Here is a 26,790-nt window from a genome sequence, read left to right on the forward strand (position 1 = left end):
AGGCCAGCGAGATCCCGGTCCGCGCCCCGCTGTCGCTGTCGACCGCGACCAGCACGAAGGCCGTCACCGAGGCCAGCCCCACCGTGACCGCCAGCGCCTGCCCGGCGGCCAGCGCGGACACCGCCCAACCGCGGACCGCGCGGCTGCGCCAGGCGGCCCAGCGCAGCGCGTCGGTGCCGTGGACGGCGAAGGCCAGCAGGCCTGCCGCCACCGCCGTCCAGGCGACCGCCTCCAGCCAGCCGGAGTCCGCCGTGATCAGCGCCTGGCCGGACCTCGCGCCGGCGGAGCCGAGCGGACCGCCGGCGCCGAAGTAGTCGGGCTTCACCCGGCTCGCGGGGTGCCACTCCGTGCTGCCGACCAGCCCGAGCAGCCCGCTCACCGCCGCGAGGACCAGAGCGGTGCGGACCGCCTCACCGGCGGCCTGGCCCCGGGTGAGCTGGCCCTCCACCGCCTTGCGCCGGCGCAGCCCGGCCCGCAGGCCGAGCCAGAGCGCCAGGCACCACAGGACGGTGACGGTCAGCGGCAGCACCCGCAGCGCGATCTCCAGCCGGTCGCTCCGGCTCGCGCCCGACGCGCTCTCGTAGCCGAGCCGGAACGGCGCGCCGAGCGCGTTCAGGGCCATCGACAGCGCCGAGCCGAAGCGCTCGCCGAAGCCGCCCGACTGGAAGCGGTACTCGTACTGGTAGTCGCTCGGGATCGCCGCGATCAGCGCGACGGCCAGCAGGACGAGGGTCGGCGCGAGGGCCGCCCTGACCGCGGGGCGCCAGTCCGCGGCGGCCAGCAGGCGCTGGAGGGCGGGCGCCTGCTGGTACGCCTGCCCGGCGCCCCAGCTGCCCAGGGCGGGCGGGGCCGCGGCCGTCGGCCCGTACCCGGGCGGCGGCGGAACGGGTGGAGCCGCACCCGGCGGGGGCGGCGGGACGGGCGGAGCCGCGCCCGGCGGGGGCGGCGGGACGGCGGGCGCGGCGGGCGGGACGGCGGACGGGGCGGCGGGTGCCGGGGCCGGGGGCGCGAACGGCCGCCCGCACGACCCGCAGGTGGGCGCCCCCTCCTCCGACGTCGCCCCGCACGCTGTGCAGTCGGCCATGGCCCGCGTTCCCCCCGCTCGACGAGTCCCTGGCAGGCCCAGGGAGCCCGTTTATCCCATCGGACCCGAACCGATGTCAACCGGGAACGGGGGCACGCGGGTTGGCCCTCCGGGCCGGGTTCAGCCCCGCTTCCTCGGGACCTCCGGGACGGGCAGCAGCGGCAGCCTCAGCGCCCCGAACGCCCCCTCGGGCACGGCCGGCCGCACCGGCGCCACCGCCGCCACCCGCCGGTACTCCTCGCCCTGGGCCGGTCGCGGGTCCGCCTCGCCCTTGTTCGGCCACATCGACAGGGCGCGCTCGGCCTGCGCGGTGATGGTGAGCGAGGGGTTGACCCCCAGGTTGGCGGAGACGGCCGAACCGTCCACCACGCTGATCCCGGGGTAGCCGTACAGCCGGTGGTACGGGTCCACCACGCCCGTCCCGGGGGCGTCGCCGATCGGGCAGCCGCCCAGGAAGTGCGCCGTCATCGGGATGTCGAAGATCTCGCCGACGGTGCTGCCCGGGAAGCCGTTGATCTCGTCGGCCAGCGCCTGGGCGCCCCGCTCCGCCGCCGGGATCCAGGTCGGGTTGGGCTCGCCGTGGCCCTGGGCGGAGGTGAGCCGGGGCTTGCCGAGCGGGCCCTTCTTCAGCGAGACGGTAATCGAGTTGTCCAGCGACTGCATCACCAGGCCGATGATCGTCTTCTCGGACCAGCGGCGCTGGTTCATCGAGCGGGCGAAGGTCACCGGGTGGAGCGCCGAGTTGCCCAGGTAGCGCAGCCAGCGCGGAACCGCGCCGCCGCCCCTGACCTGGGCGATGGACAGCGCGCCCATCGCGTTGGAGCCCTTGCCGTAGCGCACCGGCTCGATGTGGGTGTTGGCGTCCGGGTGGATCGAGGAGGTGATCGCCACGCCCTTGGTGAAGTCCGCCTTGGTGCCGTAGCGCCGGTCGGTGGTCTGCGCGCCCACCAGGGCCTCGGAGTTGGTGCGGGTCAGCTCGCCCAGCCGCGCCGAGATCCGGGGCAGGTGGCCGTCCTCCCGCATCCGGTGCAGCAGCGACTGGGTGCCGTAGGTGCCGGCCGCGACGACCACCCGCGCCGCCGTGACGGTCCGCGCGCCCGCCTTCACCCGGTCGGTCCTCGAGCGCGCGTCGGTGCGCCGCACGTCCACCGCGTAGCCGCGGCTCCCGTCGGCCCCGCCGATCTCCCGGATCCGGGCCACCGTGGTGAGCGGGTGGATCTCCGCCCCGCCCTTCTCGGCCAGGTACAGGTAGTTCTCGGTGAGCATGTTCTTGGCGCCGTGCCGGCAGCCGGTCATGCACTCGCCGCACTCCACGCAGGCCTTGCGGGACGGACCGGCGCCGCCGAAGTACGGGTCGGCGACCTCGCCCCCGGGGGCCGCCCCGGCCGCCCGGGAGGTGCCCCCGGCGTCCTCGCCGTCACCGAAGAAGACCCCGACCGGCGCCATGTGGAAGGTGTCGCCGACGCCCATCCGCTCGGCGGCCGCCTTGAGGTGGACGTCGGAGGGGGTGAGGGTCGGGTTGAGCCGGACCCCGAGCATCCGCTGCGCCTGGTCGTAGAACGGCGCCAACTCCTGCTGCCAGTCGGTGATGTGGCGCCACTGGCGGTCCTCGAAGAAGGCCTTCGGCGGCACGTACAGGGTGTTGGCGTAGTTCAGCGAGCCGCCGCCGACCCCGGCACCGGCCAGGATCAGCACGTTGGCCAGCAGGTGGATGCGCTGGATGCCGTACAGCCCGAGCCGCGGCGCCCACAGGTAGTTCGGCAGGTCCCAGGAGTTCCTGGGCAGTTCGTCCCGGTCGAAGCGCCGCCCGGCCTCCAGGACGGCGACCCGGTAGCCCTTCTCGGTCAGCCGCAGGGCCGCGACCGAACCGCCGAAGCCGGACCCGACCACCACCACGTCGTAGTCGAACTCCGCCGCACCGCCGGACTCCACCATCTGCCACCGCTCCTTCGCCGGATGAACCTGCCTGTGGGTACCGCGAACCGGGCCCCGCCGGACGGGCGGGGCCCGAAGGGCCTGCGTGAACGGGCCCGCGTGAACGGGCCTGCGTGAACCGGGCCCGCGCCGACGGGCCGGAGCGCACCGGGCCCGCGTGTGCCGGGGTGCTCCGCGCACCGGGCCTCTCCGCACTCCGGGCCCGCCCGGAGCGGGCCTACTTGAAGCGCAGCGCCTTGAGCGCCCGCAGCCCGCCGGTCATCACAGCGGCGAACTGCCGGTCGTCCAGGCCGAACGAGGGCGCGATCGGCATCAGCCGCTGGGTCGCGATGGTCTGCGCCTCGGTGAAGCGCAGGATGCCCTCGGCGCCGTGCCGGCGGCCCAGCCCGGAGTCGCCCATGCCGCCCATCGGCGAGCCGACCGAGCCGTACGCGGCGGCGTACGCCTCGTTGACGTTGACCGTGCCGGTGCGCAGCCGGGCCGCGACCGTCCGCCCGCGCCGCAGGTCCCTGGTCCAGACGCTGGAGTTCAGGCCGTACGGCGTGGAGTTGGCGGCGGCCACCGCCTCCTCGTCGGTGTCGAAGCGGTAGAGGGAGACGACCGGCCCGAAGGTCTCCTCGGCGCAGACCGCCATGTCCGGGGTGACGCCGTCGAGGATGGTCGGCTCGAAGAAGAACGGGCCGAGGTCCGGCCGGGCGCGCCCGCCGGCCACCACGGTGGCGCCCGCCTTGACCGCCTCGTCCACGTGCCGGGTGGTGGTCTCCAGCTGGCGGACGGAGACCAGCGATCCCATGTCCGCGCCGTACGCGAGGCCGCCGCCGAGGCGCAGCGCCCGGGTGCGGGCGGCGAAGCGCTCCAGGAACTCGTCGGCCACCGAGCGGTGCACCAGCAGGCGCTCGATGGAGATGCACAGCTGCCCGGCGGAGGAGAAGCAGGCCCGGACGGCGCCCGCGGCGGCCGCGTCGAGGTCGGCGTCGGCGAGCACCAGCATGGCGTTCTTGCCGCCGAGTTCGAGCGAGGCGCCGACCAGCCGGGCGGCGGCGCGCTGGGCGACGTCGCGGCCGGTGCGGGTGGAGCCGGTGAACGAGACGTAGTCGGCGTGCTCCACCACGGCGGGGCCGATCACCGGGCCGTCGCCGATCACGATCTGCCACAGGTCGGCCGGCAGTCCGGCCTCGACCAGCAGCTCGCGGGCCCACAGCGCGGTCAGCGCGGTCTGCGTGTCGGGCTTGTTGACCACCGCGTTGCCGGCCGCGAAGGCGGGCAGGGCGTCGCCGACGGACAGTTCCAGCGGGTAGTTCCACGGCGAGATGTGGCCGACCACGCCCTTGGGGCGGCGGGCCTCGACGGCGTGGGTGAGCACCGGCAGCGCGCCGCCGCGCCGCTTGTCCTTGAGGTATCCGTGCGCGGCCCGCCCGTAGTGCCGGGCGGCCATGGCGACGGCCAGCACCTCCTCGAAGGCGTGCAGCCGGGCCTTGCCGGTCTCCGCCTGGACGAGGTCCAGCACCTCGTCCTGCCGCTTGAGCAGCAGGTCGTGGAAGCGCAGCAGCACGGCGGCCCGGCGGCGCACCGGCAGCGCGGCCCAGGCCGTCTGGGCGCGGCGGGCCAGCTGGAAGGCGACCTCGACGTCGGCCGGGGTGGACTGCGGCAGGCTGGCCAGCCGTTCGCCGGTCAGCGGGGCCACGGTCTCCACCAGGTCGGGCTCGCCGGTGGCGGTGACGCCGGCGGCCAGCCGGGCGACCAGGGCCGGCGGGACGGCCGCCGCGACGGTCCGGCCGCCGCCGGGGGCGGCCGGGTTGCCGGCGCCGGGGTGTTCGGTGGCCACTGCATCTGCTGTGAGGTCCGACATACGGCGCAGCCTAGGCGACCGGCGGCCGTCCCGGTACCCGTCGGTAACAAGAATCTGCCGCAGTCGGGCGAAAGCGGACGCGCCGCCCGGCCCGGTCAGCGGGTCGGGGTGAAGCTGTTGAGCACCGCGTAGAAGCGCTGCTCGGCCTCGTTCCACTCGCTGCCCTTCTCCGGGCTGGACGAGTAGATCGCGTAGCTGGTGCCGTCCTGGCTGATGAACTCGGTCTCGATCGCGCGCCGGCGGCCGCCCTCCTTGGCCAGGTAGCTGAACTCCCAGACCGCCGCCTCCTGGCCCTTCACCGCGGTGCCGGCCATCCGGTGCTGCTTGTAGTCCCTGAGCGACTTGGAGACGCTGGTCTCCATCTGCCGCATGTGATCCAGCGGCTTGACCGACTGGCCGACGGTGACGGCGAACTGGAGGTAGTGCACCTTGCCGTCGGGGCTGTAGAAGATCTGGTTGTCGCCCGCGCTGATCCGCTGCCAGGCCGGTGTCCCGTTCGGCAGCGGGAACCGGAAGCCGGCCGGGTCGTCGACCCAGTGGTAGCCGCTGGGCGGCGCCACCGCCGGCGTGGCGTCGCTGGTGGGCTCCGGCCCGGTGGACTCGGCGGCGGACGGCGTCGGGTCGTCGGGGCCGCCGCCGCCCACCACGTGCCGGGTGACGAGGAAGGTGCCCGCGGCGGCCAGCAGGCCGACGGCCACCGCCACACCGACGATCTTCAGCAGGCTGCGGCGCTTGGCCGGTCCGCGCACGGGCGCTATGGAGTGCGGCACCGGCGCGACGGGCCCGGTCTGCGCCCGTGCCATGGCCTGCGCGCCCCCGGCGGTGTCCGGTTCGGCGGGGACGGCGGGCGGCGCGGGCGGCCCGGCGGGCGCGGCGGCCTTCGGCTCGGTCGGTTCCTCGGAGCCCCCGGCCGGCTCCGTCGCCGGCTCCGGGCGCTCGCTGCGGTCCACCACCGGCACCGACTGGGTGGGCGTGCGCACCGCGGCGACCGACTTCAGGCCGATCGTGTGCCCGGCCTGCACCTCGGCCAGCATCCGGGCCACCTCGTCGGCGGCGGGCCGCTCGGCCGGGTCCTTGGCCATCAGCGCGGCCAGGACCGGGCCCAGCGGGCCGGCCCGCCGGGACTCCGGCAGCGGCTCGTCGACCACCGCGGCGAGCGTGGTGATCGGCGAGTCCCGCCGGAACGGCGACTGCCCCTCGACCGCCGCGTACAGCGTCGCCCCGAGGCCCCACAGGTCGGAGGCCGGTCCGGGCCGCTCGCCCTGGGCGCGCTCCGGCGCCAGGTAGTCCGGCGAGCCGACCAGGTCGCCCGGCCGGGTCAGCTCGGTCGCGCCCTCGTACTTCGCGATGCCGAAGTCCAGCAGCACCACCCGGCCGGTACCGCGCTCCAGCAGCACGTTGGCCGGCTTGACGTCCCGGTGCAGCACGCCCAGCTGGTGGCCGCGGTGCAGGGCGGCCAGCACCTGGCTGCCGACCTCGGCGGCGGCGCGCGGCTGCAGGGTGCCGTCCTGGCTGATCACGTCGGCCAGCGAGCGGCCGTCGACCAGCTCCATCACGATCCACGGCCGGCCGTCCTGCTCCAGCACGTCGTGCACGGTGATCACACCGGGGTGCTTGATCCGCGCGGCCGCGCTGGCCTCGCGCTTCATCCGGGTGTGCAGGATCTGGAGGTCCTCCTCGGGCAGGTGGTTGACGGTCAGCTCCTTGACCGCGACCTCGCGGTCGAGCATCCGGTCCCAGGCCCGCCAGACGGTGCCCATGCCACCCCGGCCGAGCCGCTCGCCGAGCTCGTACCGCCCGGCCAGCAACCGCTCCGCCTCGGCCGCATCCGGCCGGTCCTGCACGCCCATCTGCGCCCGCTCCCCCACACATTCCGCCTGCCGTCACCGCGACGGAGGACCTGGTGCAGACCACTGTTCGAACAAATCCCACGCACACATTAGGCGCACCTTGCCGCCCCCGGTAATCACGCCCACCCGCTGGACCGCAGGACCGGAACCCCGGCGGGTCGTCAGCCCGCGAACAGCACCACGGCGGCAATTCCCAGCGCGAGCAGCACGAACACTCCACCCACCAACAGCGGCCCCCACAGGGAGGGGGGTATCCGGGGCGGTTTCGCCCCGTTTCCTGCCCCGAAGTCCCCACCGTCGCCGCCCTTTCGGGCACTCCCCCGCGCCCCGGAGCCGCCGCCCCCCGGACGCCGCGGCCGAGGCACCGCCGGCGCCTCCGCCCGCGTCGCCCGGACCACCGCCGACCGCTCCCCGTCGACCGGCTCCGGCGCCCCCGCCAGCAGCTCCGCCAGTTCCCGGCGCACCGCCTCCGCCGTCGGGCGCAGCGCCGGATCGGGCTGCAGCAGCCGCTCCACCAGCGACGCCAGCGGCCCGCACACCACCGAGGGCTCCCGCCGCCCGTCCCGCACCGCCGTGACCAGCTCCGGCACGTCCCGCTCCGGGTACGGCGAGCGGCCGGTGACCAGCCGCTGCAGCAGCACCCCGAGCGCCCAGCAGTCGCCCGCCGGGCCGCCGTCCAGCGGCCAGCGCTCCGCCACCGGCCCGACCAGGTCGGCCCGCACCTCGTACCGGCGCCGCCCGCCCGGCCCGCCGAGGTCCTCGGCCAGCGCCTCCTCCGCCACCCCGGCGAGCAGCCCGCCGAGCATCGCGGCGCCGTCCTCGCAGACCAGCACCGACTCCGCGGTCACGGCGCCGTGGGTCAGCCCGGCCGCGTGCAGCGCCCGCAGCGCTCCGGCCAGGTCCGCCGCCAACTCGGCCGCCCGGTACGGCGGCAGCGGTCCGTCGACGAGCAGGTCGGCCGCCGTCCGCCCGGCCGGCCGCTCCTCCACCGTCCACAGCAGCTCGCCCTCGACGAAGGCGCCCACCCCGCGCAGCAGCCGCGGGTGCGCGACCGGAGCGGCCGAACCGACCGCCGCCACCCGCCGCACCAGCCGGTCCGCCTGCGCCGCGGCGGCCTTCTCCGGATCCTGACCGGCCGACAGCAGCCCGGGCAGTTCCAGGGCGCCGAGCAGGACCGATTCGCCGGTCCGCTCGTCCACCGCGTGGGCACGCAGCGGCTCGGGACGGTCCGTCAGCCGGTACCGCCCCGCCAGCAACTGTCCGGGGCCGCCTCGCATGCCAGTTCCTCTCGCTCGCCGACCAGCCTACTGAGCGGCTCCCTTAGGCTCGATCCCATGGACTGGACCGATCTGATCGACACCGCCTTCGAGGTGGCCGGAAACAGCGGCAAGGGCAACCACGCGGAGGCCGTTCGGGCCGTCGAGGCGTCCGTCGTGGCCGACGAGAAGCCGGTCGCCTCCACCGCCGGGCGCCACCCCGACCACTTCCGCAAGGGAGTGCTCGTGCTGACCACCCACCGGCTGCTCTTCCTGAAGGACGGGAAGCCGCCGGTCCCGGTTCCGCTGGCCTCCGTCACCGACGCCACCGTGACCCGCACCAAACTCAACGGCGAAGTGCTGCTGGTGGTGGCGCTCACCGGCTCGCACCGCTTCGAGGACGTGGTCAAGGCCGAGTTCTTCGCCGAGCAGCTCCGGGCCGCCGCCCGGGCCGCCCGGAACGCCCCGAAGTCCCTGTCCGCCGCCCCCGCCGAAGCCTCCACCGGCGAACAGCTCGTCGGTCAGCTCGAACGGCTCGCCGCCCTGCACGCCTCCGGCGCCCTCACCGAGGACGAGTTCACCCGCGCCAAGCAGCGCCTGATCGGCTGAGCGGGCCCGTCACGGCGCGGGCTGGAAGCTGTTGAAGACGACGTCCCGGACCGGGGCCTGGGCGGCCCACTCGGCGTCCGGGACGATCCAGTAGATCGAGTACCCGTACTTGGCCGGGGTGCCGGTCACGAAGCCGCGGTTGAGCGAGTGCGTCTTGGGCGTGCCGTTGGTCCACTCCCAGTCCGCCGCGTTGGTCCACTGCCGGTAGGTGATCGCCGACAGGTTCAGCCGCTGGTAGTTGCTGACCTGGCCGCGGACGTTGGGCTCCGACTCCTGCCAGTCCGCCACCGCGCTGGCGCCGGGCGACGTGGTCCACTCGATCCGCAGCTGGCTGCCGTCGGCCGCGTTCTTGAAGATCCGCCGGTTGGCGTCCGACCCGGTCTGCTGCAGCCCGTCCGGCAGCACCACCGAGAAGCCGCTCGGGTCCTTGTACTCGTGGTACCCGGCCGGCACGGCGCCCGGTACCGGCTGCACCGGGGTCTGGGCCGGTGCCGGGGGCTGCGCGGGGGCCGCCGGCGCGCTCGCCGACTGCGCGGGCGCGTCCGGCACCGCGGCCGGGTCGCCGGTCGGCTGCGAGGCCGCCGGCCCGGGGGCGGGCTCGGTCGCGGGCGCGGTCGCCGGCGCGCTCCCGCTCGGCTCCGGCTCCGTACCGGCCGCCACCGGCGCGCTGGCCCCCGCGCTCTGCGAGGCCGCGCCGTCGGCGGCACCGTCCCCGTTGCCGACCATCTGGATCACCGCCACCACCCCGGCGATCAGCAGCAGCACCACGATCACGGTGGCGATGGCCAGCCGCCGCCGGCCGGTGCGCGGGTCCGCCCCGGCCGCCTGCGTCGCCCCCATCGTCCACTCGCTGGTCACCGGCCGGATCGACTCCGGCGCCGGCTCCCCGGACGGCTCCTCGGCGGCTTCCCCGCCCTGGGCCCGGCTGCCGACCCGGACCGTCCCCAGCAGCCCGCCCACAGGCCGCTTGCGCCCCTGCTCGGGCCGCTCCGGCTCCTCCTGCGGAGTCTGCGGAGCCTTCGTCGCCTCGGCCTCGGCGGCCTTCTCCACCGGCACCGCGTGCTCGGTGGTCGACTCCGCCCGCGCGGTCGCCTCCGCGACCACCCGCTTGAGCATCGACCGGGTCTGCGAGGCGTCCAGCCGCTCGGCCGGGTCCTTCGCCAGCAGCCCCTCGATCACCGGCAGCAGCGGCCCGGCGTTCGCCGGCGTGGTCAGGTCCTCGGTCATCACCGCGGTCAGCGTGGCCAGCGCCGAGCCCCGGTCGTACGGCGGCCGGCCCTCGACCATCGCGTACAGCGTGCCGCCCAGCGACCAGAGGTCGGCCGGCGGCCCGGGCTTCTGCCCGCGGGCCCGCTCCGGCGAGATGTACGAGGGCGCGCCGACCAGCATCCCGGTCGAGGTGACCGAGGCGTCGCCCTCCACGCTGGCGATGCCGAAGTCGGTGAGCACCACCCGGCCGTCCTCGCCGATCAGCACGTTGGACGGCTTGACGTCCCGGTGCAGGATCCCGAGCGCGTGCGCCGCGCTGAGCACGCCCAGCACGTCGAGCGCGATCTCCGCCGCCCGGCCGGGCTCCAGGGGACCGTCCTCGCGCACCACGTCAGCCAGCGAGCGGGACTCGACCAGCTCCATGACGATCCACGGCCGGTCGTCCTCGTCGACCACGTCGAAGACCGTCACCGCCGAACTGTGCCGGATCCGCGCGGTGGCCTTGGCCTCGCGCAGCGTCCGGGTGATCAGCCGGTGCTTCTCCTCCTCGTCGACGCTGGCGTTCATCCGCAGTTCCTTGACCGCGACGGTCCGCCCCAGCATCTCGTCCTCGGCGCGCCAGACCGTGCCCATGCCGCCGCGCCCGAGCACGCCGTTCAGGCGGTAGCGGCCGGCCAGGAGGCGGCCGGTGGAACCCTTCGCCTGGGTCATTCGGAACGTTCCCCCATGTGCTGCCGGCGGTCGTGGTGACGGCGCGTCGGCCCGACCTGGGTCCCGGACGCCCAAGCCTCCATCATCCCCTGTCCCGAGGGCCCTCGACCACCCACCCCCGCCCCAAGCTGGGACGAACCGGAACGGTAACGGCGCTCCGTGCCCGATCTGTGATCGAAAACTCGCCAAGATCTGCCCGGGCCACTGCTACCGTTCGGCAGCTCATCGTCTTTCCGGGGGGATTCGACGCCCATGACCGCACCCGCACCGGGCACTGACGGCCCATCGTCCCGGCCGCGCACCGCCCAGCACTACTCGGTCGCCCCACCCCCGGCCGCCCCCGAGGGCTACGTCGCCCCCGGCATGCCCGGCGCCCCGGTGGCCGGCTTCGAACCCCCCGAACCCGCCCGCCCGACGCCCCCCGCGGCCCCCCGGCACCGCACCGCCCTGGCCGTCGCCCTCGCCCTGCTCGCCATGCTGCTCGGCGGCCTCGCCTACGGCAGCGCCCCGCTGCGCGCCGCCGACAGCCTCGGCTGGCTGGCCATCGCCCCCGCGGGCCTGGTCGCCCTCCCGCTGGGCCGCCTCGGCGGCCGGGCCCGCTTACTCCCCCCGCTCGGCGCCCTCCTCGCCGCCGGTGCCCTCCTCCTCGGCCAGCTGATCGAGCACCTCCGCCGCCTCCCCGCCGGCACCCCCGCGCCCCGCGGCCTCCTGCACGACACCCTCACCACCTGGCGTGCCGACCTCCGCCCCCTCGACGCCGCCTTCTACGCCATCGCCCTGATCGGCGGCTTCCTCCTCACCCGCCGCACCGCCACCCGGAGTTGACCCCGGCGGCCGCCGCCGGGAACGCCGAAGGCCCCCGCCGTCACCGGCAGGGGCCTCCTTCGACACACGGCTCAGCGGTGGTCGAGCGCCGGGTTCACCGTCACCTCGACCCGCTGGAACTCCTTGAGCTCCGTGTACCCCGTCGTGGCCATCGCCCGGCGCAGCGCCCCGAACAGGTTCATCGTCCCGTCCGGCGTGTGCGAGGGCCCGGTCAGGATCTCCTCGGTGGTCCCGACGGTCCCGAGGTCCACCCGCTTGCCGCGCGGCAGCTCCTCGTGGACGGCCTCCATGCCCCAGTGGAAGCCCTTGCCCGGGGCGTCCGTGGCCCGCGCCAGCGCGGCGCCGATCATCACCGCGTCGGCGCCGCAGGCGACCGCCTTCGGGATGTCGCCGCTGTAGCCGACCCCGCCGTCCGCGATCACGTGGACGTAGCGGCCGCCGGACTCGTCCATGTAGTCACGGCGGGCGGCGGCCACGTCGGCCACGGCGGTCGCCATCGGCACCTGGATGCCCAGGACGTTGCGGGTGGTGTGGGCGGCACCGCCGCCGAAGCCGACCAGCACACCGGCGGCGCCGGTCCGCATCAGGTGCAGTGCTGCGGTGTACGTGGCGCAGCCGCCGACGATCACCGGCACGTCGAGTTCGTAGATGAACTGCTTGAGGTTGAGCGGCTCGGCGGCGCTGGAGACGTGCTCGGCCGAGACGGTGGTGCCGCGGATGACGAAGACGTCGACGCCGGCGTCCACGACAGCCTTGGAGAACTCGGCGGTGCGCTGCGGCGAGAGCGCGGCGGCGGTGACGACGCCGGAGTCGCGGACCTCCTGGATCCGCTGCTTGATCAGCTCGGCGCGGATCGGCGCGGCGTAGACCTCCTGGAGCCGGCGGGTCGCGGTGGACTCGTCGGTGATCGCGGCGATCTCGTCCAGCAGCGGCTGCGGGTCCTCGTAGCGGGTCCACAGGCCTTCGAGGTTCAGCACGCCGAGACCGCCGAGGCGGCCGATCGCGATGGCCTGCTGCGGCGAGACCACGCTGTCCATCGGGGCCGCCAGGAACGGCAGCTCGAAGCGGTAGGCGTCGATCTGCCAGGCGATCGAGACCTCCTTCGGGTCCCGCGTACGCCGGCTGGGGACGACGGCGATGTCGTCGAAGGCGTACGCCCGTCGGCCGCGCTTGCCTCGCCCGATCTCGATCTCGGTCACTTCGAGCCCTTCTCTTTGTTGCTCATGCCTGCCGGGTCACCCCGGCCGCACCCCAGTATCCCGCACCGGCACGGCTCCCGCCCCGACGGCCCACGGCCCGGACAGCCCGAGGGGCCCGCCGCCGCGGTGCGGCAACGGGCCCCTCAGTGGTTCACACCGTTCAGCGGGTCGAGTAGTTCGGCGCCTCGACGGTCATCTGGATGTCGTGCGGGTGGCTCTCCTTGAGGCCCGCCGAGGTGATCCGGACGAAGCGGCCCTTGCTCTCCATCTCGGCGACGGTGGCGGCGCCGACGTAGCCCATGGTCTGGCGCAGGCCGCCGACCAGCTGGTGCAGGACGGCCGACAGCGGGCCGCGGTAGGGCACCTGGCCCTCGATGCCCTCGGGGACGAGCTTGTCGTCCGAGGCCACCTCGGCCTGGAAGTAGCGGTCCTTGGAGTACGAGCGGCCCTGGCCGCGGGACTGCATGGCGCCCAGCGAGCCCATGCCGCGGTAGGACTTGAACTGCTTGCCGTTGATGAACAGCAGCTCGCCCGGGGACTCCTCGCAGCCGGCCAGCAGCGAGCCGAGCATCACGGTGTCGGCACCGGCGGCCAGCGCCTTGCCGATGTCGCCCGAGTACTGCAGGCCGCCGTCGCCGATGACCGGCACGCCGGCCGCCTGGCAGGCCTGGGCGGCCTCGTAGATGGCGGTGATCTGCGGGACGCCGATGCCGGCGACGACGCGGGTGGTGCAGATGGAGCCGGGGCCGACGCCGACCTTGACGCCGTCCACGCCGGCGTCGATCAGCGCCTGGGCGCCGTCGCGGGTGGCCACGTTGCCGCCGACCACGTCGATCCCGACGGCCGACTTGATCTTCGCGATCCAGGCCAGCGCGTTGTGGCTGTGGCCGTGCGAGGTGTCCACCACGAGGAAGTCGGCACCGGCCTCGACCAGGGCCTGGGCCCGGTCGAACGCCTCGGCGCTGGCACCGACGGCGGCGCCGACCAGCAGCCGGCCCTCGGCGTCCTTGGCGGCGTTCGGGTACTGCTCGGCCTTGACGAAGTCCTTGACGGTGATCAGGCCCTTGATCCGGCCCTCGTCGTCGACCAGCGGCAGCTTCTCGATCTTGTGGCGGCGCAGCAGGGCCATCGCGTCCACGCCGGAGATGCCGACCTTGCCGGTGATCAGCGGCATCGGGGTCATGATCTCGCGGACCTGGCGGGTGCGGTCCGACTCGAAGGCCATGTCGCGGTTGGTGACGATGCCGAGCAGCTTGCCGGCCTCGTCGGCGATCGGCACGCCGGAGATGCGGAACTTGGCGCAGAGCGCGTCGGCCTCGGCCAGGGTGGTCTCGGGGCCGACCGTGATCGGGTCGGTGACCATGCCGGACTCGGAGCGCTTCACGAGGTCGACCTGGTTGGCCTGGTCCTCGACGGACAGGTTGCGGTGCAGCACGCCGACGCCGCCCTGGCGGGCCATCGCGATGGCCATGCGCGACTCGGTGACCTTGTCCATCGCCGCCGAGAGCAGCGGGATGTTGACGCGCACGTTCCGGGAGATCCGGGAGGAGGTGTCCACCTGGTTCGGCAGCACCTCGGAGGCCCCGGGCAGCAGCAGCACGTCGTCGTACGTGAGCCCGAGCATCGCGAACTTCTCGGGTACGCCTGCGGCGTTGTAAGACATTTGGGGGGTACCTTCCGTGGCCGGCCTAATCCGCTCACGCCCTGAGGGTGGGGGCGCATTCATCGCTCACTCGCGCAGACCGCCGAAGCCGGGTGCGAATAGGAGGATCCTCCAAGGGGACCCCGCGCGCACCCGCCAAACTTTGGCAACCCGCCCAGGCGCCGATACCCCATGGTACTGGCACCGCGAATGTGTCCTCGTGTGCCCTTGACAACACCACCGCCCCGTGGATCATTCCCCCCGCAACCGGCGGAAACGGGTACGGACCGGGAGCAGCGGTCAGGAGGACTCCTCGGCGAGCGCGCGCAGCCGGCTGAGCGCCCGGTGCTGGGCCACCCGGACGGCGCCGGGCGACATCCCGAGCACCTCGCCGGTCTCCTCCGCCGAGAGCCCGGCGGCCACCCGCAGCAGCACCAGTTCGCGCTGACGGGCCGGCAGGTTGGACAGCAGCTCCTTCGCCCAGGCGGCGTCGCTGCTCAGCAGCGCCTGCTCCTCCGGGCCGAGCGCCTCGTCCGGCACCTCCGGCAGGTCGTCCTGCGGCACGACGGTCGAGCCGGGCCCGCGCATCGCGGCCCGCTGGAGGTCGGCGATCTTGTGGGCGGCGATCCCGTACACGAAGGCCTCGAAGGGGCGGCCCTGGTCCTTGTACCGGGGCAGCGCGCAGAGCACCGCGACGCAGACCTCCTGCGCGACGTCGTCCACGTGGTGCCGGGCCCCGCCGGGCAGCCGGACCAGCCGGGCGCGGCAGTACCGCAGCGCCAGCGGGTGGACGTAGGCGAGCAGCGCGTCGATCGCCGGGCCCTCGCCGCGCACCGCGGCCGCGACCAGTTCGCCCACCAGCGGCGAGCCGCCCGTGCCGAGCACCGGCGGGCGGTCCGGACCGGCCGCGCCGGCGGGATCGGCGTACGACGGATCGTGGCCCGGACCGGAGGGCTCGGCCTCCACCGGGTCCGCCTGGCCGGCCGCACCGGCGACGTCGTCGCGCATCGGTCCATGGTGCCTGGTCGAGCGGGAAAACGCGGCACCGCGTCCGGAGTTGTGCACCGGAACGTTATGCGCTGCGGCACCGTACGGCATGCCGCGCACCACCGGCCCCTCCTGCACCGTGCCGCCTCCCGCCCCGCCGCCGTCGGTGGTGGTTCCGTCCGTCGCGCCGTCCGCCGAGTGTCCTGCGGCTGCGTGGTTCGCCGCAGTGCCTGTCCGCTGGTCCCCGAGGTGCTCCACACCTCCATGGTGCAACCTCGGGACCGTAACGTCACACGCCCGTACGGGGACCGCCCCGGGAACCTCCGGCGGCACGCCGCAACCGGCGGCGCCGCCGGTGGTCAGCGGACCAGGCCCCAGCGGAAGCCCAGCGCCACCGCGTGCGCCCGGTCGGAGGCCCCGAGCTTCTTGAACAGCCGTCGGGCGTGGGTCTTGACCGTGTCCTCGGAGAGGAACAGCTCGCGGCCGATCTCGGCGTTGCTGCGGCCGTGGCTCATGCCCTCCAGCACCTGGATCTCACGCGCCGTCAGGGTCGGCGCGGCGCCCATGTCGGGGCTGCGCAGCCGGCGCGGGGCGAGCCGCCAGGTCGGGTCGGCGAGGGCCTGGGTGACGGTGGCCCGCAGCTCGGCGCGCGAGGCGTCCTTGTGCAGGTACCCGCGGGCGCCCGCGGCCACCGCGAGCGCGACCCCGTCGAGGTCCTCGGCGACGGTGAGCATGATGATCCGCGCGCCCGGGTCGGCGGACAGCAGCCGCCGGACCGTCTCGACCCCGCCGAGGCCGGGCATCCGGACGTCCATCAGAACGAGGTCGGAGCGGTCGGCCACCCAGCGGCGGAGGACCTCCTCCCCGTTCGTCGCGGTGGTGACCCGGTCCACACCGGGTACGGTCGCGACGGCGCGGCGAAGCGCCTCGCGGGCGAGCGGGGAATCGTCGCAAACGAGAACGGAAGTCATGACCGTCGTCCTCCGCAGCTGATCCGCGTCACGTTGAGCCTCCTGGCTGGTACGAACCTCTCCGACACGGCCGATCGGCGACAGACTTCGTCCTGATCGCCCCAACCTGCCCGCGATCGTTCCCGACGTCCGGCGCCCGCTAACCGCCTCCGCACTTCCAACGACCGTCACTCGAATGAGTTACGGCCTTCGGGGCCATCTCCACCACTGTACGTGGCCAATCCATTACCGATCAGCCGCATCGCGGTGCACACGCCGCACTTTTGCGCAGCTCACGCGCGGTCGGCGTACGACCCGCACACCGATTCGGCACGTCGCGCGCCCGTCGGCCACCCGATTGCCACGCGCGCGCCCGGCGGAGCCCTTGCCCACTATGCCCGTTTTTATAGCTTTCGTATGGTCATTGACTGTTGTGCCAGTGTGTGGGTGACTTGTCCATGGAGTTGCCTTAAGTCATATTTCCAGGTGTCCACACCAGTGCATCGAAGCCCCGCCGCACCGCTCGGCAGCAGCCCCGCCGAACGCCCGGCCGACGGCCGACAGCCTCTGAAGGGAATGAGCCATGGCAGATTTCTCCCGCCTCCCCGGTCCCAACGCGGACCTCTGGGACTGGCAGCTCTCCGCAGCCTGCCGTGGCGTGGACAGCTCGCTCTTCTTCCACCCCGAGGGCGAGCGCGGGGCCGCGCGCAGTTCGCGCGAGGCCAGCGCCAAGGAGGTCTGCATGCGCTGCCCGGTGATCGCCGAGTGCGCGGCGCACGCGCTGGCGGTCCGCGAGCCGTACGGCGTCTGGGGCGGGATGACCGAGGACGAACGCGAGGAGATGCTGGGACGCTCGCGGCACCGGCTGGTCGAGGTGCCGCTGGCCCCGCCGGCGGTCGCCCAGCGCTGACCCGACTCCAGGAGCGCCGTGAAGAAACGTTTCTTCTCGGCGCTTCAGCCTTCCGGCTCACCGTGCGTGCGGGACGCGGCAGCCCCGTCACTCACCGTCAGCGGTCGGCGGCCGCCCCCGCCAGCCGCTCCAGCATCAGCGCCACGGCCGGCACCTCGGCCAGGTCCGGCAGGGTCAGCGCGACCACCTGGCGCACCGCGGGCGCCCCGGAGGCCGTCCGCACCGGCACCGTCGACACGCCGTCAGGGCGTACCGACTGCAGCGCCAGCCGGGGCAGCACCGCCACTCCGAGCCCGGCCGCCACCAGGCCGACCACCGCCGGGTAGTCGTCCGTCGCGAAGTCGATCCGGGGCTCGAAGCCCGCTCCGGCGCACAGCTCCACCAGGTGCCCCCGGCACTGCGGACAGCCGGCGATCCACTGCTCCCCCGCCAGCTCGGCCAGCTCCACGCCCCGTCCGGCCAACGGGTGGGCGGCCGGCAGCAGGCCCAGCATCGGGTCGTCCAGCAGGGGGGTGACCACCAGATCGGACCAGTCGGTCCCGGCGGTCAGCTGCTGGGCCTCCAGGTTGGCCTCGGCCCGGGCCTCGCGCGGCGTGCCGTGGGCGGGCGCCGGGGCCGCGACGGCCCCGTCGGACTGCGGGTAGCGGAAGGCCAGCGCGATCTCGCACTCGCCGCCGCGCAGCATCGCCAGCGACTCCGGCGGCTCCGCCTCGACCAGCGACACGCGCACCCCCGGATGGCCGTCCCGCAGGCGGGCGACCGCCGGCGGCACCAGGGTGGAACTCGCCGTCGGGAAGGACACCAGCCGGACCCGCCCGGCCCGCAGGCCGGCGATCGCGGCCACCTCCTCCTCGGCGGCGGAGAGCCCGGCCAGGATTCCGGTGGCATGCTTGAGCAGGACCCGTCCCGCCTCGCTGAGCTGCATCCCGCGGCCCGAGCGGACCACCAGCGGGGTGTCGACCGACTTCTCCAGGGCCTTCATCTGCTGACTGATGGCGGGCTGGGTGCACCCCAGCTCGCGGGCGGCGGCGGAGAAGGAGCCGGTGCGGGCGACGGCACGCAGGACGCGCAGGTGGCGGGCCTCGATCATGCCTCAGTTATAAGGCAATCTTTGCATTCTGCAAAATTCTACTGATAGTTGAAGGATGAAGATCAACGCCGGAGGCCCGGCCCGCTCCCCCTCGCGGGGTGCGGACCGGGCCTCCGGTCAGGCGTCGGAGCCTCAGTGCGAGTGGCCGTGGCCGTGCGAGTGGCCGCCGTTGTCGGCCTCCTCCTCCTTCTTCTCCACCACGAGGGTCTCGGTGGTGAGGAGCAGGGAGGCGATCGAGGCGGCGTTCTCCAGGGCGGAGCGGGTGACCTTGACCGGGTCGATGACGCCGGCCTTCACCAGGTCGCCGTACTCGCCGGTGGCGGCGTTGTAGCCCTGGCCGGCCTCCAGCTCGGAGACCTTGGAGGTGATGACGTAGCCCTCCAGGCCGGCGTTCTGGGCGATCCAGCGCAGCGGCTCGTGCAGCGCCTTGCGGACCACGGCGACACCGGTGGCCTCGTCGCCCGACAGGCCCAGGCCGTCCTCCAGCACCTTGGCGGCGTGGACCAGGGAGGCGCCACCACCGGCGACGATGCCCTCCTCGACCGCGGCGCGGGTCGCCGAGATGGCGTCCTCCAGGCGGTGCTTGCGCTCCTTCAGCTCCACCTCGGTGGCGGCGCCGACCTTGATGACGCAGACGCCGCCGGCCAGCTTGGCCAGGCGCTCCTGCAGCTTCTCGCGGTCCCAGTCGGAGTCGGTCGCGGCGATCTCGCCCTTGATCTGGGCGACGCGGCCGGCGACGGCCTCGGCGTCACCGGCGCCGTCGACGACCGTGGTCTCGTCCTTGGTGATGGTCACGCGGCGGGCGGTGCCCAGCACGTCCAGGCCGACCTGGTCGAGCTTGAGGCCGACCTCCTCGGAGATGACCTGGCCACCGGTCAGGACGGCCAGGTCGCCGAGGATCGCCTTGCGGCGGTCGCCGAAGCCCGGGGCCTTGACGGCGACGGCGTTGAAGGTGCCACGGATCTTGTTGACGACCAGGGTCGACAGCGCCTCGCCGTCGACGTCCTCGGCGATGATCAGCAGCGGCTTGGAGGCACCGCCCTGGAGGATCTTCTCCAGCAGCGGCAGCAGCTCCTGGATGGAGGAGATCTTGCCCTGGTTGATCAGGATGTACGGGTCCTCCAGGACCGCCTCCTGCCGCTCCGCGTCGGTGACGAAGTACGGCGACAGGTAGCCCTTGTCGAACTGCATGCCCTCGGTGAAGTCCAGCTCCACGCCGAAGGTGTTCGACTCCTCGACGGTGATGACACCGTCCTTGCCGACCTTGTCGATCGCCTCGGCGATCAGCTCGCCGACCTGGGTGTCCTGCGCGGAGAGGGACGCGACGGCGGCGACGTCGTCCTTGCCCTCGATCTCGCGGGCGACGGACAGCAGGTGCTCGGAGACGGCGGCGACGGCCTTGTCGATGCCCTTCTTCAGGGCGGCCGGGCCGGCGCCGGCGGCGACGTTCCGCAGGCCCTCGTTGACCAGGGCCTGGGCCAGCACGGTGGCGGTGGTGGTGCCGTCACCCGCGACGTCGTTGGTCTTGGTGGCGACCTCCTTGACGAGCTGCGCGCCAAGGTTCTCGTACGGGTCGTCCAGCTCGACCTCGCGGGCGATGGTGACACCGTCGTTGGTGATGGTCGGGGCGCCGAACTTCTTGTCGATGACGACGTTGCGGCCCTTGGGGCCGATGGTCACCTTGACGGTGTCGGCCAGCTTGTTGACACCGCGCTCCAGCGAGCGGCGGGCGTCCTCGTCGAACTGCAGGATCTTCGCCATGTTCCCTATTCCCTCGGGACTGCGGCAGGCCCACCGGCCGCCGAACTACGTGAACCAACAACCACGCCCCGGGCCACTGTCACGGAGGACACGGATCCGGGGCGGGTCGGGGACGTCTTACTTCTCGATGATCGCGAGAACGTCGCGGGCGGAGAGCACCAGGTACTCCTCGCCCTGGTACTTCACCTCGGTGCCGCCGTACTTCGAGTACAGGACGATGTCACCCACGGCGACGTCGAGCGGCAGACGCTGGCCGTCCTCGAAGCGGCCCGGGCCGACGGCCAGGACGACGCCCTCCTGGGGCTTCTCCTTGGCGGTGTCCGGGATAACCAGGCCGGAGGCCGTGGTGGTCTCGGCGTCGAGCGGCTGGACCACGATGCGGTCCTCGAGCGGCTTGATGGCAACCTTGCTGCTGGTGGTCACGTCCGAGCTCCCCTTCGGAGATTACGGGGTTTTCTAACGGGTAGGGGCGATCCTGCGGGTCTGCCGTCGCGGGGGTCAGACACGCGTCGTCGCGTTAGCACTCTCCAGGTGGTGAGTGCCAAGGACGACCATAGGGCCGTGTTAGCACTCAGTCAACCAGAGTGCCAACGACGCGCCCTGAGGACCCCGGTTCGAGGGTGAGTAGCCGGTGAGTAGCCGTACTCATGTGCGGCCCGGCCCGGCTCGCCAGACTCGTGCCATGACTCCGATCCTCCCGGTCCGCGTGGACCCGCCCCGCTCCAAGGACGCGGCGCTCTCCCTGCTGGCGCTGCTCCTGCTGGGGGCGGTGCTCCCGGTCGCCGTGTTCCTCCTCGTCTGCCTCGCCGGCAGCGCCGCCGGCTTCGACGGCGGCGACGACGGGGACGGCAGCGCCTGGGCCACCCTGGGCGCGGCCTTCCTGGCCACCCCGGTGGTCGCCCTCACGGTGAGCGTCGTGACGGCCGTCCGCAGCCTCCGGTCCGGCTACCGGTTCCTCCCGGTCGCCGCCGCGACCACCGCCCTGGCCGCCCCGTTCTCACTGCCCACGCTGCTCTCCTCAGGCCTCCTCCGGTGAACCCGCCGCCCGGCACACCCGGGCGCACCGGGCGGCGGACGCCGTCGCTCCGCCCGCCCCGCCGACCGGCGAGAATGGGCCCGTGGACACCGAGAACCTCCAGCCGCTGCTGACGCCCGAGGGCCAGGCCCTGCTCGCCGAGTTGCGCGAGTTCACCCCCGAGGAGGAGCTCGCGCTGGCGACCCGGCTGCGACGGGAGCACCCGGCGGAGCTGGTGTCGGCCGCGTTCGGCCAGGCACGGCTGCGGCAGCGGGCGCGGGCGAAGTTCGGGACGGACGCCGACCTGATGTACTTCACGCCCAACGGCGTCGAGCAGTCCACCCGGCGCAGCGTGGCCGAGTGGCGGGCGCGGCGGTTCGCGGCCCTGGGCGTACGGCGGCTGGCGGACCTGTGCTGCGGCATCGGCGGGGACGTGCTGGCGCTGGCCCGGGCGGGCATCGAGGTGCTGGCCGTCGACAAGGACCCGGCGGCCTGCGCCGCCACCGCGGCCAACGCCGCCGCCCTGGGCCTCGCGGAGCTGGTCGAGGTGCGCTGCGCGGACGTCGCCGAGGTGGACGTCACCGGCTACGACGCGGTGTTCACCGACCCGGCCCGGCGCACCGCGCGCGGCCGGGTGTTCGACCCCGAGGCGTACGCCCCGCCGCTCTCCTGGGCGATCGAGGCCGGCCGGCGGACCCCGGTCGGCGCGCTGAAGGTCGCGCCGGGCATCCCGCACGAGGCCGTGCCGGAGGACGCCGAGGCCGAGTGGGTCTCCGACCACGGCGACGTCAAGGAGGCGGTGCTCTGGTTCGGCACCGGGGCCACGAGCCCGCACCGGGCCACCCTGCTGCCGCAGGGCGCCGCTCTGACCGGCGGCGACCTGCCCGACCCGCCGGCCGGCCCGGTCGGGCGCTACCTGTACGAGCCGGACGGCGCGGTGATCCGGGCCCACCTGGTGGCCGAGGTCGCCGGGCAGGTGAACGGCCGGCTGATCGACCCGAAGATCGCCTACCTGACCTCGGACGAGCTGGTCGCCACCCCGTACGCGCACGCCTTCGAGCTCACCGACGTACTGCCGTTCAACATCAAGAAGCTCAAGGCGCTGCTGCGCGAGCGGGCGGTCGGCACGGTGGTGATCAAGAAGCGCGGGATGGCGATCACCCCGGAGGAGCTGCGCCGTCAGCTCAAGCCCTCCGGGCCGAACACCGTCACCGTGATCCTCAGCCGCACCGACAACGGGCCGCTGATGATGCTGGGGCAGCCGGTCTGAGCCGGGCTACGAGGCGGGCGCCTGGATGTAGTCCTCCAGGCGGGCCACCGAGAAGCCCTGCTCCTGGATCCGGGCCAGCAGGTCGCCGAACATCTGGGTCATCGTGGCGCCCTTGAGCTCCTTGGGGCCGCGGAAGTGCGCCAGGATGATGTCGCCGGGCTTCAGCTTCTTGTCCGCCGCCTGGTACTGCATGTCGTGGATCTGCATCGACTCGCGCCACAGCACGATCGCGCGCGGGCCGCACTGCTGGACCGAGGTGTTGAGGGTCGGGGTGTTGGCGCCGTCGCCGAACGGCGGGCGGAACAGCAGCGGGGCGGTGCCGTACTGCTGGGTGAGCGCGGACTGGTCGTCGCAGATCTCGGCCTTCTGCTTCTCCGGCGGGATCTTGCTCATCACCGGGTGGTCCACGGTGTGGTTCTGGATGTGGTTGCCCAGCGCCTGGAGCGGCTTGAAGTAGGCGTAGTCGTTCTTGACGATGTCCCTGGTCAGGAACATCGAGATCGGCACCTTGAGGTCGGTGAGCATCTCGACGAACTTCGGGTCCTTCTCGGCCCCGTCGTCGATGGTGATGAAGACGACCTTGTCACTGGTCTTCACATCGCTGAACACCGGTACGGGGCCGGTCCGTTCGAGCTTGATCGGCTTGTCGGCGGGCGGCGCCGGGGCGGGGGCGAGCGGGGTGAGGTTCCACTTGGCCCAGGCCGCCGCGCCCGCTCCCGCCGGGGCGCCGGTGGTGGGGGCCGCGGCCGCGCTGGTCGGCGCGGCGCCGGTGGGCCGGGGCGCGGCCGGCGTGCTCGCGGCGGCCGGGGCTGCGGTGCCGCCGCCTCCGTCGCCGCACGCGGTGGCGAAGGCCAGCACGGCCAGTGCCCCCACCGCGTACGTCCTGGTCCTGCTCCGCCCGTCCCTGTTCACCGCTGCCCGCTCCCGGTTCCCGTCCAGCCTTCTCTCAGCTATGCACGGTAGCCGTCGGGCCGCCGGTTCCCGACCGCGGGCTGTTCGACATGCTCGCTGGTGAAGGACCAGCGGTGCACCGGGCGGCCGAGCAGCTCGGCCGGCGGGTCGGCGACGGGCACCGGCTCGCCGGTCCACCAGGTGATCAGCAGTACTCGCTCACCCGGAGCGGAGAGCAGTTCGAGGCGTTCCAGACCGGCCGCGCCGCGGACGGCCGGCAGCACCGACTCCCGCACCCAGGCGGCGAGTTCGACTCCTCGGCCGGTCGCCGCCCGGGCCTCCCACATCGCGGCGACGGTCATGCCGCGCCGCCGCCGAGGGCGTCGTAGGCCTGGCCGTGGACATCGGTGTGGGGGACGTGCACCTCGGTCACCGGCAGCGAGGAGTCCGCCGACAGGTCGAAGGCGGACGGCGTGCGGTCGCGCCACACCATCTCGGAGCCCAGCGCGGCGACCATCGCGCCGTTGTCGGTGCACAGGCCCGGCCGGGGCACCCGCAGCCGGATGCCGGCCCGGTCGCAGCGCTGCTGGGCCATCTCGCGCAGCCGCGAGTTGGCCGCCACGCCGCCGCCGATCATCAGGTGGTCGACACCGTTGTCCTTGCACGCCTTGACGGCCTTGCGGGTGAGCACGTCGGTGACCGCCTCCTGGAAGGACGCCGCCACGTCGGCGATCGGCACCTCCTCGCCGGCCCGGCGCCTGGCCTCCACCCAGCGGGCGACGGCGGTCTTCAGGCCGGAGAAGGAGAAGTCGTACTCCGGGTCGTTCTTGCCGGTCAGGCCGCGCGGGAAGGCGATCGCCTTCGGGTCGCCCTCGCGGGCCGTGCGGTCGACGATCGGGCCGCCGGGGAAGCCGAGGCCGAGCACCCGGGCGACCTTGTCGAAGGCCTCGCCGGCCGCGTCGTCGATGGTCGCGCCGAGCGGGCGGACGTCGCTGGTGATGTCCTCGCTGAGCAGCAGCGAGGAGTGCCCGCCGGAGACCAGCAGGGCCATCGTCGGCGAGGGCAGCCGGCCGTGTTCCAGCTGGTCGACGCAGATGTGCGAGGCGAGGTGGTTGACCCCGTACAGCGGCTTGTCCAGCGCCCAGGCGTACGCCTTCGCGGCGCTGACGCCGACCAGCAGCGCACCGGCCAGGCCGGGGCCGGCGGTGACGGCGATGCCGTCCAGGTCGCTCGCCTTGATCCCGGCGGTGTCCAGGGCGCGCTGGATGGTCGGGACCATCGCCTCCAGGTGCGCGCGGCTGGCGATCTCCGGGACGACACCGCCGAAGCGGGCGTGGTCGTTGACGCTGGAGGCGACGGCGTCGGCCAGCAGCGTGGTGCCGCGCACGATGCCGACGCCGGTCTCGTCGCAGGAGGTCTCGATGCCGAGGACGAGCGGTTCGTCAGCCATGGCGGGTGTCCTCAATGTCCTTCGGGTCAGTGCTGTCAGTGCTGGGGTGGTCGAGGCGCATCACCAGCGCGTCGACGTTGGCGGGCTGGTAGTAGCCGCGCCGGATGCCCACCGGTTGGAAGCCGTGCCGCTCGTACAGCCGCTGGGCGCGCAGGTTGTCCACCCGCACCTCCAGCAGCAGCTCGGCGCACTCGCGCCGGGCGGCCTCCCGGATCAGGTCGGTGAGCAGTGCCGTGCCGAGGCCGGCGCCCTGGTGGCGGTCGTCGACGGCGATGGTCTGGACGTCGCCCTCGCCGGCGATCGCCATCAGCCCGGCGTAGCCGACGACCGTGCCGTCCGGAGCGGCCGCGACGGTGTAGTGGCGGGTGCCGCCGCGGTGGGCCTCGGCGAGCTCGGACCAGAACATCCCGGCGGACCAGGCGTCCTCCGGGAAGAGCCGCAGCTCCAGCTCCAGCACCGGCGCGATGTCCCACCAGCGCATCGGGCGCAGGGTGGTGCCGTGGTTCACGCCGGGAGCACCGCCTTGTAGCCGGCCGGGACCTGGGCGTCCGGGCGGCGCAGGTACAGCGGGTGGTTCGGCAGCAGTTCGCGCCCGGCGGCCAGCTCGGCGGCGGCGAAGGCGGCCAGGGCGCCGGCCGAGACGTGCGCGGGGCCGTGCGCGCCCGGGAAGGTGTCGGGGTAGAGCAGCGCGCCGGCGCCCACGGAGCGCTCCGGCGGGGTCAGCTCGGCCGGGCGGTCCACGCCTGGGCCCTCGGTGCGGCGGCCCTCGGCGTCGTACGAGGCCCAGTAGACCTCCTTGCGGCGCGCGTCGGTGGCGGCCGTGAACGGCTGCCCGGCCAGGCCCTCGGCCCGGGCCTGGAAGGCGATCGCGTCCAGGGTGCAGACGCCGTGCACCGGCAGCCCGAGGGCGTGGCCGAGCGCGGCGGCGGTCACCAGGCCGACCCGCAGGCCGGTGTACGGGCCGGGGCCGACGCCGACCGCGATGCCGGTCAGCCGGTGCTTGTCCACCCCAGCGGCCCGCAGCACCTGGTCGATCGCGGGCAGCAGCAGTTCGCCGTGGCGCCTGGCGTCGACCTGGTGGGTCTCGGCGAGGACGGCCGTGCCGTCATGGACGGCGGCGGTGACGGCGGGGGTAGCGGTGTCGAACGCGAGCAGCAGCACGGGTCAAGGTTAGACCGACGTTGGGCCGACCGGCCGATCGGCAAGGTGTACCACTCGGGAACACAGGTCCGAGGCGCTGCGACCCGCGCGGATGAACCTGGCACGATGGGGCCGTACGTAAAGGGACAGTGGCGGGAGCGGCGACGTGGCGAAGATGGGTCCTGGAGTGGTGGTCACGGGGTTGACCCTGGGGGCCCTGGCGGTGGTGAGCCTGCTGGCCTTCCAGGCGAGCGGCGCCCAGGACCGGGCCGGCGGCGCCAAGCCCACCGCCACCACCACGGCGACCGGCACGGCCACCACCGCGGCACCCGCCCCCTCGGCCACCCCGACCGTCCCCGCGCTGCCGGCCACCTCGGGCACCGGCACCCGGGTCGTCTACTCGGTCGGCAGCCACTACGTCTGGCTGGTCGACCCGAAGAAGAGCCCGCAGGTCGCGGCCGCCTTCCCGGTCACCCCGGGCTCGGTCGAGCCGGCCGCGGGCAGCTACGCGGTGTACAGCCGCACCCAGACCACCACCGGGACAGACGGCAGGCAGATCGAGCACGTGGTGCGCTTCGCCCAGCAGAACGGCGTGGTGTTCGGCTTCAGCGCGGCGGTGGACGGCTCGACGCCGACCACCGACCCGAGCGCCAAGACCGGCGGCATCCGCAGCGGCCGCCCCGAGGGCCAGCTGCTCTGGGACTTCGCACCGAAGGACACCAAGGTGGTCGTGGTCCCCTGATCCCGGACGGCCCGGGGCGAGCGACCCGGGCGAACCGGACCGACGAAGACCCGGCCGGGGAAGACCGGACCGGGGAAACCGGACTCAGGCGGCCCGGGGCGTCCGCGCCTCGGGCCGTTCGTCGTGCTCGGACCGCGGTTCGGGCGGCGTGGACACCGCCTCGGCGGCCGCACAGGCGGCCAGCAGCGCCCGCATCGGCTCTCCCGGAGCGCGACGGGCGGACTCTCCGGCCCCGGCCGCGGGAACCGCGCGCTGCGGGGCGGGGGTGGTGCTCGACATGGCGCCTCCCTAGTTAGGCAGACCTAACCGCAGCACCCATCCCACCACGCCCGGCACCCCGCCCGCAACATCTTCCCGACAGCTTGTCGGCAAGATGTCGGGAAGATTTCGGCGCGCCGTCGGCCGTCCGGGTTCT

24 protein-coding genes and 1 pseudogene are annotated in these 26,790 nt (G+C 73.9%); 6 read left to right on the forward strand and 19 right to left on the reverse strand.

Annotation, left to right across the window (positions count from 1 at the left end):
* The 5 genes and pseudogenes from ACWD4P_RS17630 to ACWD4P_RS17650 form a co-directional block, all read right to left on the reverse strand.
* Positions 1 to 1,084, reverse strand: a pseudogene (locus ACWD4P_RS17630) (hypothetical protein); the annotation flags it as partial.
* Positions 1,085 to 1,204: 120 nt separating this feature from the next.
* Positions 1,205 to 3,019, reverse strand: coding sequence for a GMC oxidoreductase (locus ACWD4P_RS17635; RefSeq protein ID WP_449780187.1), 1,815 nt, complete (start codon positions 3,017 to 3,019; stop codon positions 1,205 to 1,207).
* Between the two features lie 217 nt (positions 3,020 to 3,236).
* A complete protein-coding gene (locus ACWD4P_RS17640) occupies positions 3,237 to 4,868 on the reverse strand; it encodes a succinic semialdehyde dehydrogenase (protein ID WP_359829878.1) in 1,632 nt (543 codons plus the stop codon).
* 95 nt (positions 4,869 to 4,963) lie between these two features.
* A complete protein-coding gene (locus ACWD4P_RS17645) occupies positions 4,964 to 6,718 on the reverse strand; it encodes a serine/threonine-protein kinase (protein WP_449780188.1) in 1,755 nt (584 codons plus the stop codon).
* Between the two features lie 161 nt (positions 6,719 to 6,879).
* Positions 6,880 to 7,995 carry a protein kinase domain-containing protein gene (locus ACWD4P_RS17650; RefSeq protein WP_449780189.1) on the reverse strand — a complete coding sequence of 372 codons (1,116 nt, stop codon included), beginning with the start codon at positions 7,993 to 7,995 and terminating at the stop codon, positions 6,880 to 6,882.
* Between the two features lie 57 nt (positions 7,996 to 8,052).
* Between ACWD4P_RS17650 and ACWD4P_RS17655 the strand changes: the two genes are divergently transcribed.
* Positions 8,053 to 8,583, forward strand: a complete 531-nt coding sequence (locus ACWD4P_RS17655; RefSeq protein ID WP_449780190.1) for an SHOCT domain-containing protein — start codon at positions 8,053 to 8,055, stop codon at positions 8,581 to 8,583.
* Positions 8,584 to 8,592: 9 nt separating this feature from the next.
* Here the strand turns inward: ACWD4P_RS17655 and ACWD4P_RS17660 are convergent, their stop codons facing one another.
* Entirely contained in the window at positions 8,593 to 10,503 is a 1,911-nt protein-coding gene (locus ACWD4P_RS17660; protein ID WP_449780191.1) for a protein kinase domain-containing protein, read from the reverse strand.
* Positions 10,504 to 10,755: 252 nt separating this feature from the next.
* Here ACWD4P_RS17660 and ACWD4P_RS17665 point away from each other — a divergent pair, with 252 nt between their 5' ends.
* The gene (locus ACWD4P_RS17665) at positions 10,756 to 11,328 is read left to right on the forward strand and encodes a hypothetical protein (protein ID WP_359828572.1); all 573 of its coding nucleotides are present in this window, start codon (positions 10,756 to 10,758) and stop codon (positions 11,326 to 11,328) included.
* Between the two features lie 71 nt (positions 11,329 to 11,399).
* Here ACWD4P_RS17665 and ACWD4P_RS17670 read toward each other — a convergent pair whose 3' ends face one another.
* The 4 genes from ACWD4P_RS17670 to ACWD4P_RS17685 all read right to left on the reverse strand — a co-directional run bounded on the left by ACWD4P_RS17670 (position 11,400) and on the right by ACWD4P_RS17685 (position 16,127).
* On the reverse strand, positions 11,400 to 12,527 hold the full coding sequence (locus tag ACWD4P_RS17670; RefSeq protein WP_359828570.1) for a GuaB3 family IMP dehydrogenase-related protein: 1,128 nt from the start codon (positions 12,525 to 12,527) through the stop codon (positions 11,400 to 11,402).
* 160 nt (positions 12,528 to 12,687) lie between these two features.
* Positions 12,688 to 14,190, reverse strand: a complete 1,503-nt coding sequence (guaB, locus tag ACWD4P_RS17675; RefSeq protein WP_359828568.1) for an IMP dehydrogenase — start codon at positions 14,188 to 14,190, stop codon at positions 12,688 to 12,690.
* 279 nt (positions 14,191 to 14,469) lie between these two features.
* Positions 14,470 to 15,177: an RNA polymerase sigma factor ShbA gene (gene shbA / locus ACWD4P_RS17680; protein WP_359828566.1), complete on the reverse strand. Its 708-nt coding sequence runs from the start codon at positions 15,175 to 15,177 to the stop codon at positions 14,470 to 14,472.
* Positions 15,178 to 15,515: 338 nt separating this feature from the next.
* On the reverse strand, positions 15,516 to 16,127 hold the full coding sequence (locus ACWD4P_RS17685; protein ID WP_014136228.1) for a response regulator transcription factor: 612 nt from the start codon (positions 16,125 to 16,127) through the stop codon (positions 15,516 to 15,518).
* A 562-nt stretch (positions 16,128 to 16,689) separates the two neighbouring features.
* Between ACWD4P_RS17685 and ACWD4P_RS17690 the strand changes: the two genes are divergently transcribed.
* Positions 16,690 to 17,016, forward strand: coding sequence for a WhiB family transcriptional regulator (locus ACWD4P_RS17690; RefSeq protein ID WP_049654358.1), 327 nt, complete (start codon positions 16,690 to 16,692; stop codon positions 17,014 to 17,016).
* Between the two features lie 97 nt (positions 17,017 to 17,113).
* Here ACWD4P_RS17690 and ACWD4P_RS17695 read toward each other — a convergent pair whose 3' ends face one another.
* From ACWD4P_RS17695 to groES, 3 genes are all read right to left on the reverse strand, one after another.
* On the reverse strand, positions 17,114 to 18,106 hold the full coding sequence (locus tag ACWD4P_RS17695) for a LysR family transcriptional regulator (RefSeq protein ID WP_359828565.1): 993 nt from the start codon (positions 18,104 to 18,106) through the stop codon (positions 17,114 to 17,116).
* A gap of 132 nt (positions 18,107 to 18,238) precedes the next feature.
* Positions 18,239 to 19,867 carry a chaperonin GroEL gene (groL, locus tag ACWD4P_RS17700; RefSeq protein WP_359828563.1) on the reverse strand — a complete coding sequence of 543 codons (1,629 nt, stop codon included), beginning with the start codon at positions 19,865 to 19,867 and terminating at the stop codon, positions 18,239 to 18,241.
* 117 nt (positions 19,868 to 19,984) lie between these two features.
* Complete coding sequence (gene groES, locus ACWD4P_RS17705) at positions 19,985 to 20,290, reverse strand: co-chaperone GroES (protein WP_014136232.1); 306 nt, start codon at positions 20,288 to 20,290, stop codon at positions 19,985 to 19,987.
* A 259-nt stretch (positions 20,291 to 20,549) separates the two neighbouring features.
* Between groES and ACWD4P_RS17710 the strand changes: the two genes are divergently transcribed.
* Both ACWD4P_RS17710 and ACWD4P_RS17715 read left to right on the forward strand, forming a co-directional pair.
* A complete protein-coding gene (locus ACWD4P_RS17710) occupies positions 20,550 to 20,903 on the forward strand; it encodes a hypothetical protein (protein ID WP_449780192.1) in 354 nt (117 codons plus the stop codon).
* A gap of 82 nt (positions 20,904 to 20,985) precedes the next feature.
* Complete coding sequence (locus tag ACWD4P_RS17715; RefSeq protein ID WP_449780193.1) at positions 20,986 to 22,152, forward strand: THUMP-like domain-containing protein; 1,167 nt, start codon at positions 20,986 to 20,988, stop codon at positions 22,150 to 22,152.
* A gap of 6 nt (positions 22,153 to 22,158) precedes the next feature.
* On the opposite strand, the gene ACWD4P_RS17720 is transcribed toward ACWD4P_RS17715, so the two are convergent.
* From ACWD4P_RS17720 to tsaB, 5 genes are read right to left on the reverse strand one after another with little or no spacing between them, the layout of a single operon-like run.
* Positions 22,159 to 23,064 carry a polysaccharide deacetylase family protein gene (locus tag ACWD4P_RS17720; protein ID WP_449780194.1) on the reverse strand — a complete coding sequence of 302 codons (906 nt, stop codon included), beginning with the start codon at positions 23,062 to 23,064 and terminating at the stop codon, positions 22,159 to 22,161.
* A 38-nt stretch (positions 23,065 to 23,102) separates the two neighbouring features.
* Positions 23,103 to 23,405 carry a hypothetical protein gene (locus ACWD4P_RS17725; RefSeq protein WP_359831314.1) on the reverse strand — a complete coding sequence of 101 codons (303 nt, stop codon included), beginning with the start codon at positions 23,403 to 23,405 and terminating at the stop codon, positions 23,103 to 23,105.
* Complete coding sequence (tsaD, locus tag ACWD4P_RS17730; RefSeq protein ID WP_449780195.1) at positions 23,402 to 24,493, reverse strand: tRNA (adenosine(37)-N6)-threonylcarbamoyltransferase complex transferase subunit TsaD; 1,092 nt, start codon at positions 24,491 to 24,493, stop codon at positions 23,402 to 23,404. Before tsaD ends, ACWD4P_RS17725 begins: the two co-directional genes overlap by 4 nt.
* Positions 24,486 to 24,974, reverse strand: a complete 489-nt coding sequence (rimI, locus tag ACWD4P_RS17735; RefSeq protein ID WP_359831321.1) for a ribosomal protein S18-alanine N-acetyltransferase — start codon at positions 24,972 to 24,974, stop codon at positions 24,486 to 24,488. Before rimI ends, tsaD begins: the two co-directional genes overlap by 8 nt.
* Positions 24,975 to 24,997: 23 nt before the next feature.
* On the reverse strand, positions 24,998 to 25,654 hold the full coding sequence (gene tsaB / locus ACWD4P_RS17740) for a tRNA (adenosine(37)-N6)-threonylcarbamoyltransferase complex dimerization subunit type 1 TsaB (RefSeq protein WP_359831317.1): 657 nt from the start codon (positions 25,652 to 25,654) through the stop codon (positions 24,998 to 25,000).
* Positions 25,655 to 25,808: 154 nt separating this feature from the next.
* Between tsaB and ACWD4P_RS17745 the strand changes: the two genes are divergently transcribed.
* Positions 25,809 to 26,375: a hypothetical protein gene (locus tag ACWD4P_RS17745; RefSeq protein ID WP_449780203.1), complete on the forward strand. Its 567-nt coding sequence runs from the start codon at positions 25,809 to 25,811 to the stop codon at positions 26,373 to 26,375.
* Positions 26,376 to 26,459: 84 nt separating this feature from the next.
* Here the strand turns inward: ACWD4P_RS17745 and ACWD4P_RS17750 are convergent, their stop codons facing one another.
* Complete coding sequence (locus ACWD4P_RS17750; RefSeq protein ID WP_359831319.1) at positions 26,460 to 26,654, reverse strand: hypothetical protein; 195 nt, start codon at positions 26,652 to 26,654, stop codon at positions 26,460 to 26,462.
* Positions 26,655 to 26,790 lie beyond the last annotated feature (136 nt).

The organism is Kitasatospora sp. NPDC002543 (genome assembly GCF_053594915.1).

Coding starts and splice junctions, on each gene's coding strand:
- ACWD4P_RS17635 (WP_449780187.1), bottom strand. CDS start 3,019: ATGGTGGAGTCCGGCGGTGCGGCGGAGTTCGACTACGACGTGGTGGTG.
- ACWD4P_RS17640 (WP_359829878.1), bottom strand. CDS start 4,868: ATGTCGGACCTCACAGCAGATGCAGTGGCCACCGAACACCCCGGCGCC.
- ACWD4P_RS17645 (WP_449780188.1), bottom strand. CDS start 6,718: ATGGGCGTGCAGGACCGGCCGGATGCGGCCGAGGCGGAGCGGTTGCTG.
- ACWD4P_RS17650 (WP_449780189.1), bottom strand. CDS start 7,995: ATGCGAGGCGGCCCCGGACAGTTGCTGGCGGGGCGGTACCGGCTGACG.
- ACWD4P_RS17655 (WP_449780190.1), top strand. CDS start 8,053: ATGGACTGGACCGATCTGATCGACACCGCCTTCGAGGTGGCCGGAAAC.
- ACWD4P_RS17660 (WP_449780191.1), bottom strand. CDS start 10,503: ATGACCCAGGCGAAGGGTTCCACCGGCCGCCTCCTGGCCGGCCGCTAC.
- ACWD4P_RS17665 (WP_359828572.1), top strand. CDS start 10,756: ATGACCGCACCCGCACCGGGCACTGACGGCCCATCGTCCCGGCCGCGC.
- guaB (WP_359828568.1), bottom strand. CDS start 14,190: ATGTCTTACAACGCCGCAGGCGTACCCGAGAAGTTCGCGATGCTCGGG.
- shbA (WP_359828566.1), bottom strand. CDS start 15,177: ATGCGCGACGACGTCGCCGGTGCGGCCGGCCAGGCGGACCCGGTGGAG.
- ACWD4P_RS17685 (WP_014136228.1), bottom strand. CDS start 16,127: ATGACTTCCGTTCTCGTTTGCGACGATTCCCCGCTCGCCCGCGAGGCG.
- ACWD4P_RS17690 (WP_049654358.1), top strand. CDS start 16,690: ATGGCAGATTTCTCCCGCCTCCCCGGTCCCAACGCGGACCTCTGGGAC.
- ACWD4P_RS17695 (WP_359828565.1), bottom strand. CDS start 18,106: ATGATCGAGGCCCGCCACCTGCGCGTCCTGCGTGCCGTCGCCCGCACC.
- groL (WP_359828563.1), bottom strand. CDS start 19,867: ATGGCGAAGATCCTGCAGTTCGACGAGGACGCCCGCCGCTCGCTGGAG.
- ACWD4P_RS17710 (WP_449780192.1), top strand. CDS start 20,550: ATGACTCCGATCCTCCCGGTCCGCGTGGACCCGCCCCGCTCCAAGGAC.
- ACWD4P_RS17725 (WP_359831314.1), bottom strand. CDS start 23,405: ATGACCGTCGCCGCGATGTGGGAGGCCCGGGCGGCGACCGGCCGAGGA.
- tsaD (WP_449780195.1), bottom strand. CDS start 24,493: ATGGCTGACGAACCGCTCGTCCTCGGCATCGAGACCTCCTGCGACGAG.
- rimI (WP_359831321.1), bottom strand. CDS start 24,974: ATGCGCTGGTGGGACATCGCGCCGGTGCTGGAGCTGGAGCTGCGGCTC.
- ACWD4P_RS17745 (WP_449780203.1), top strand. CDS start 25,809: ATGGGTCCTGGAGTGGTGGTCACGGGGTTGACCCTGGGGGCCCTGGCG.
- ACWD4P_RS17750 (WP_359831319.1), bottom strand. CDS start 26,654: ATGTCGAGCACCACCCCCGCCCCGCAGCGCGCGGTTCCCGCGGCCGGG.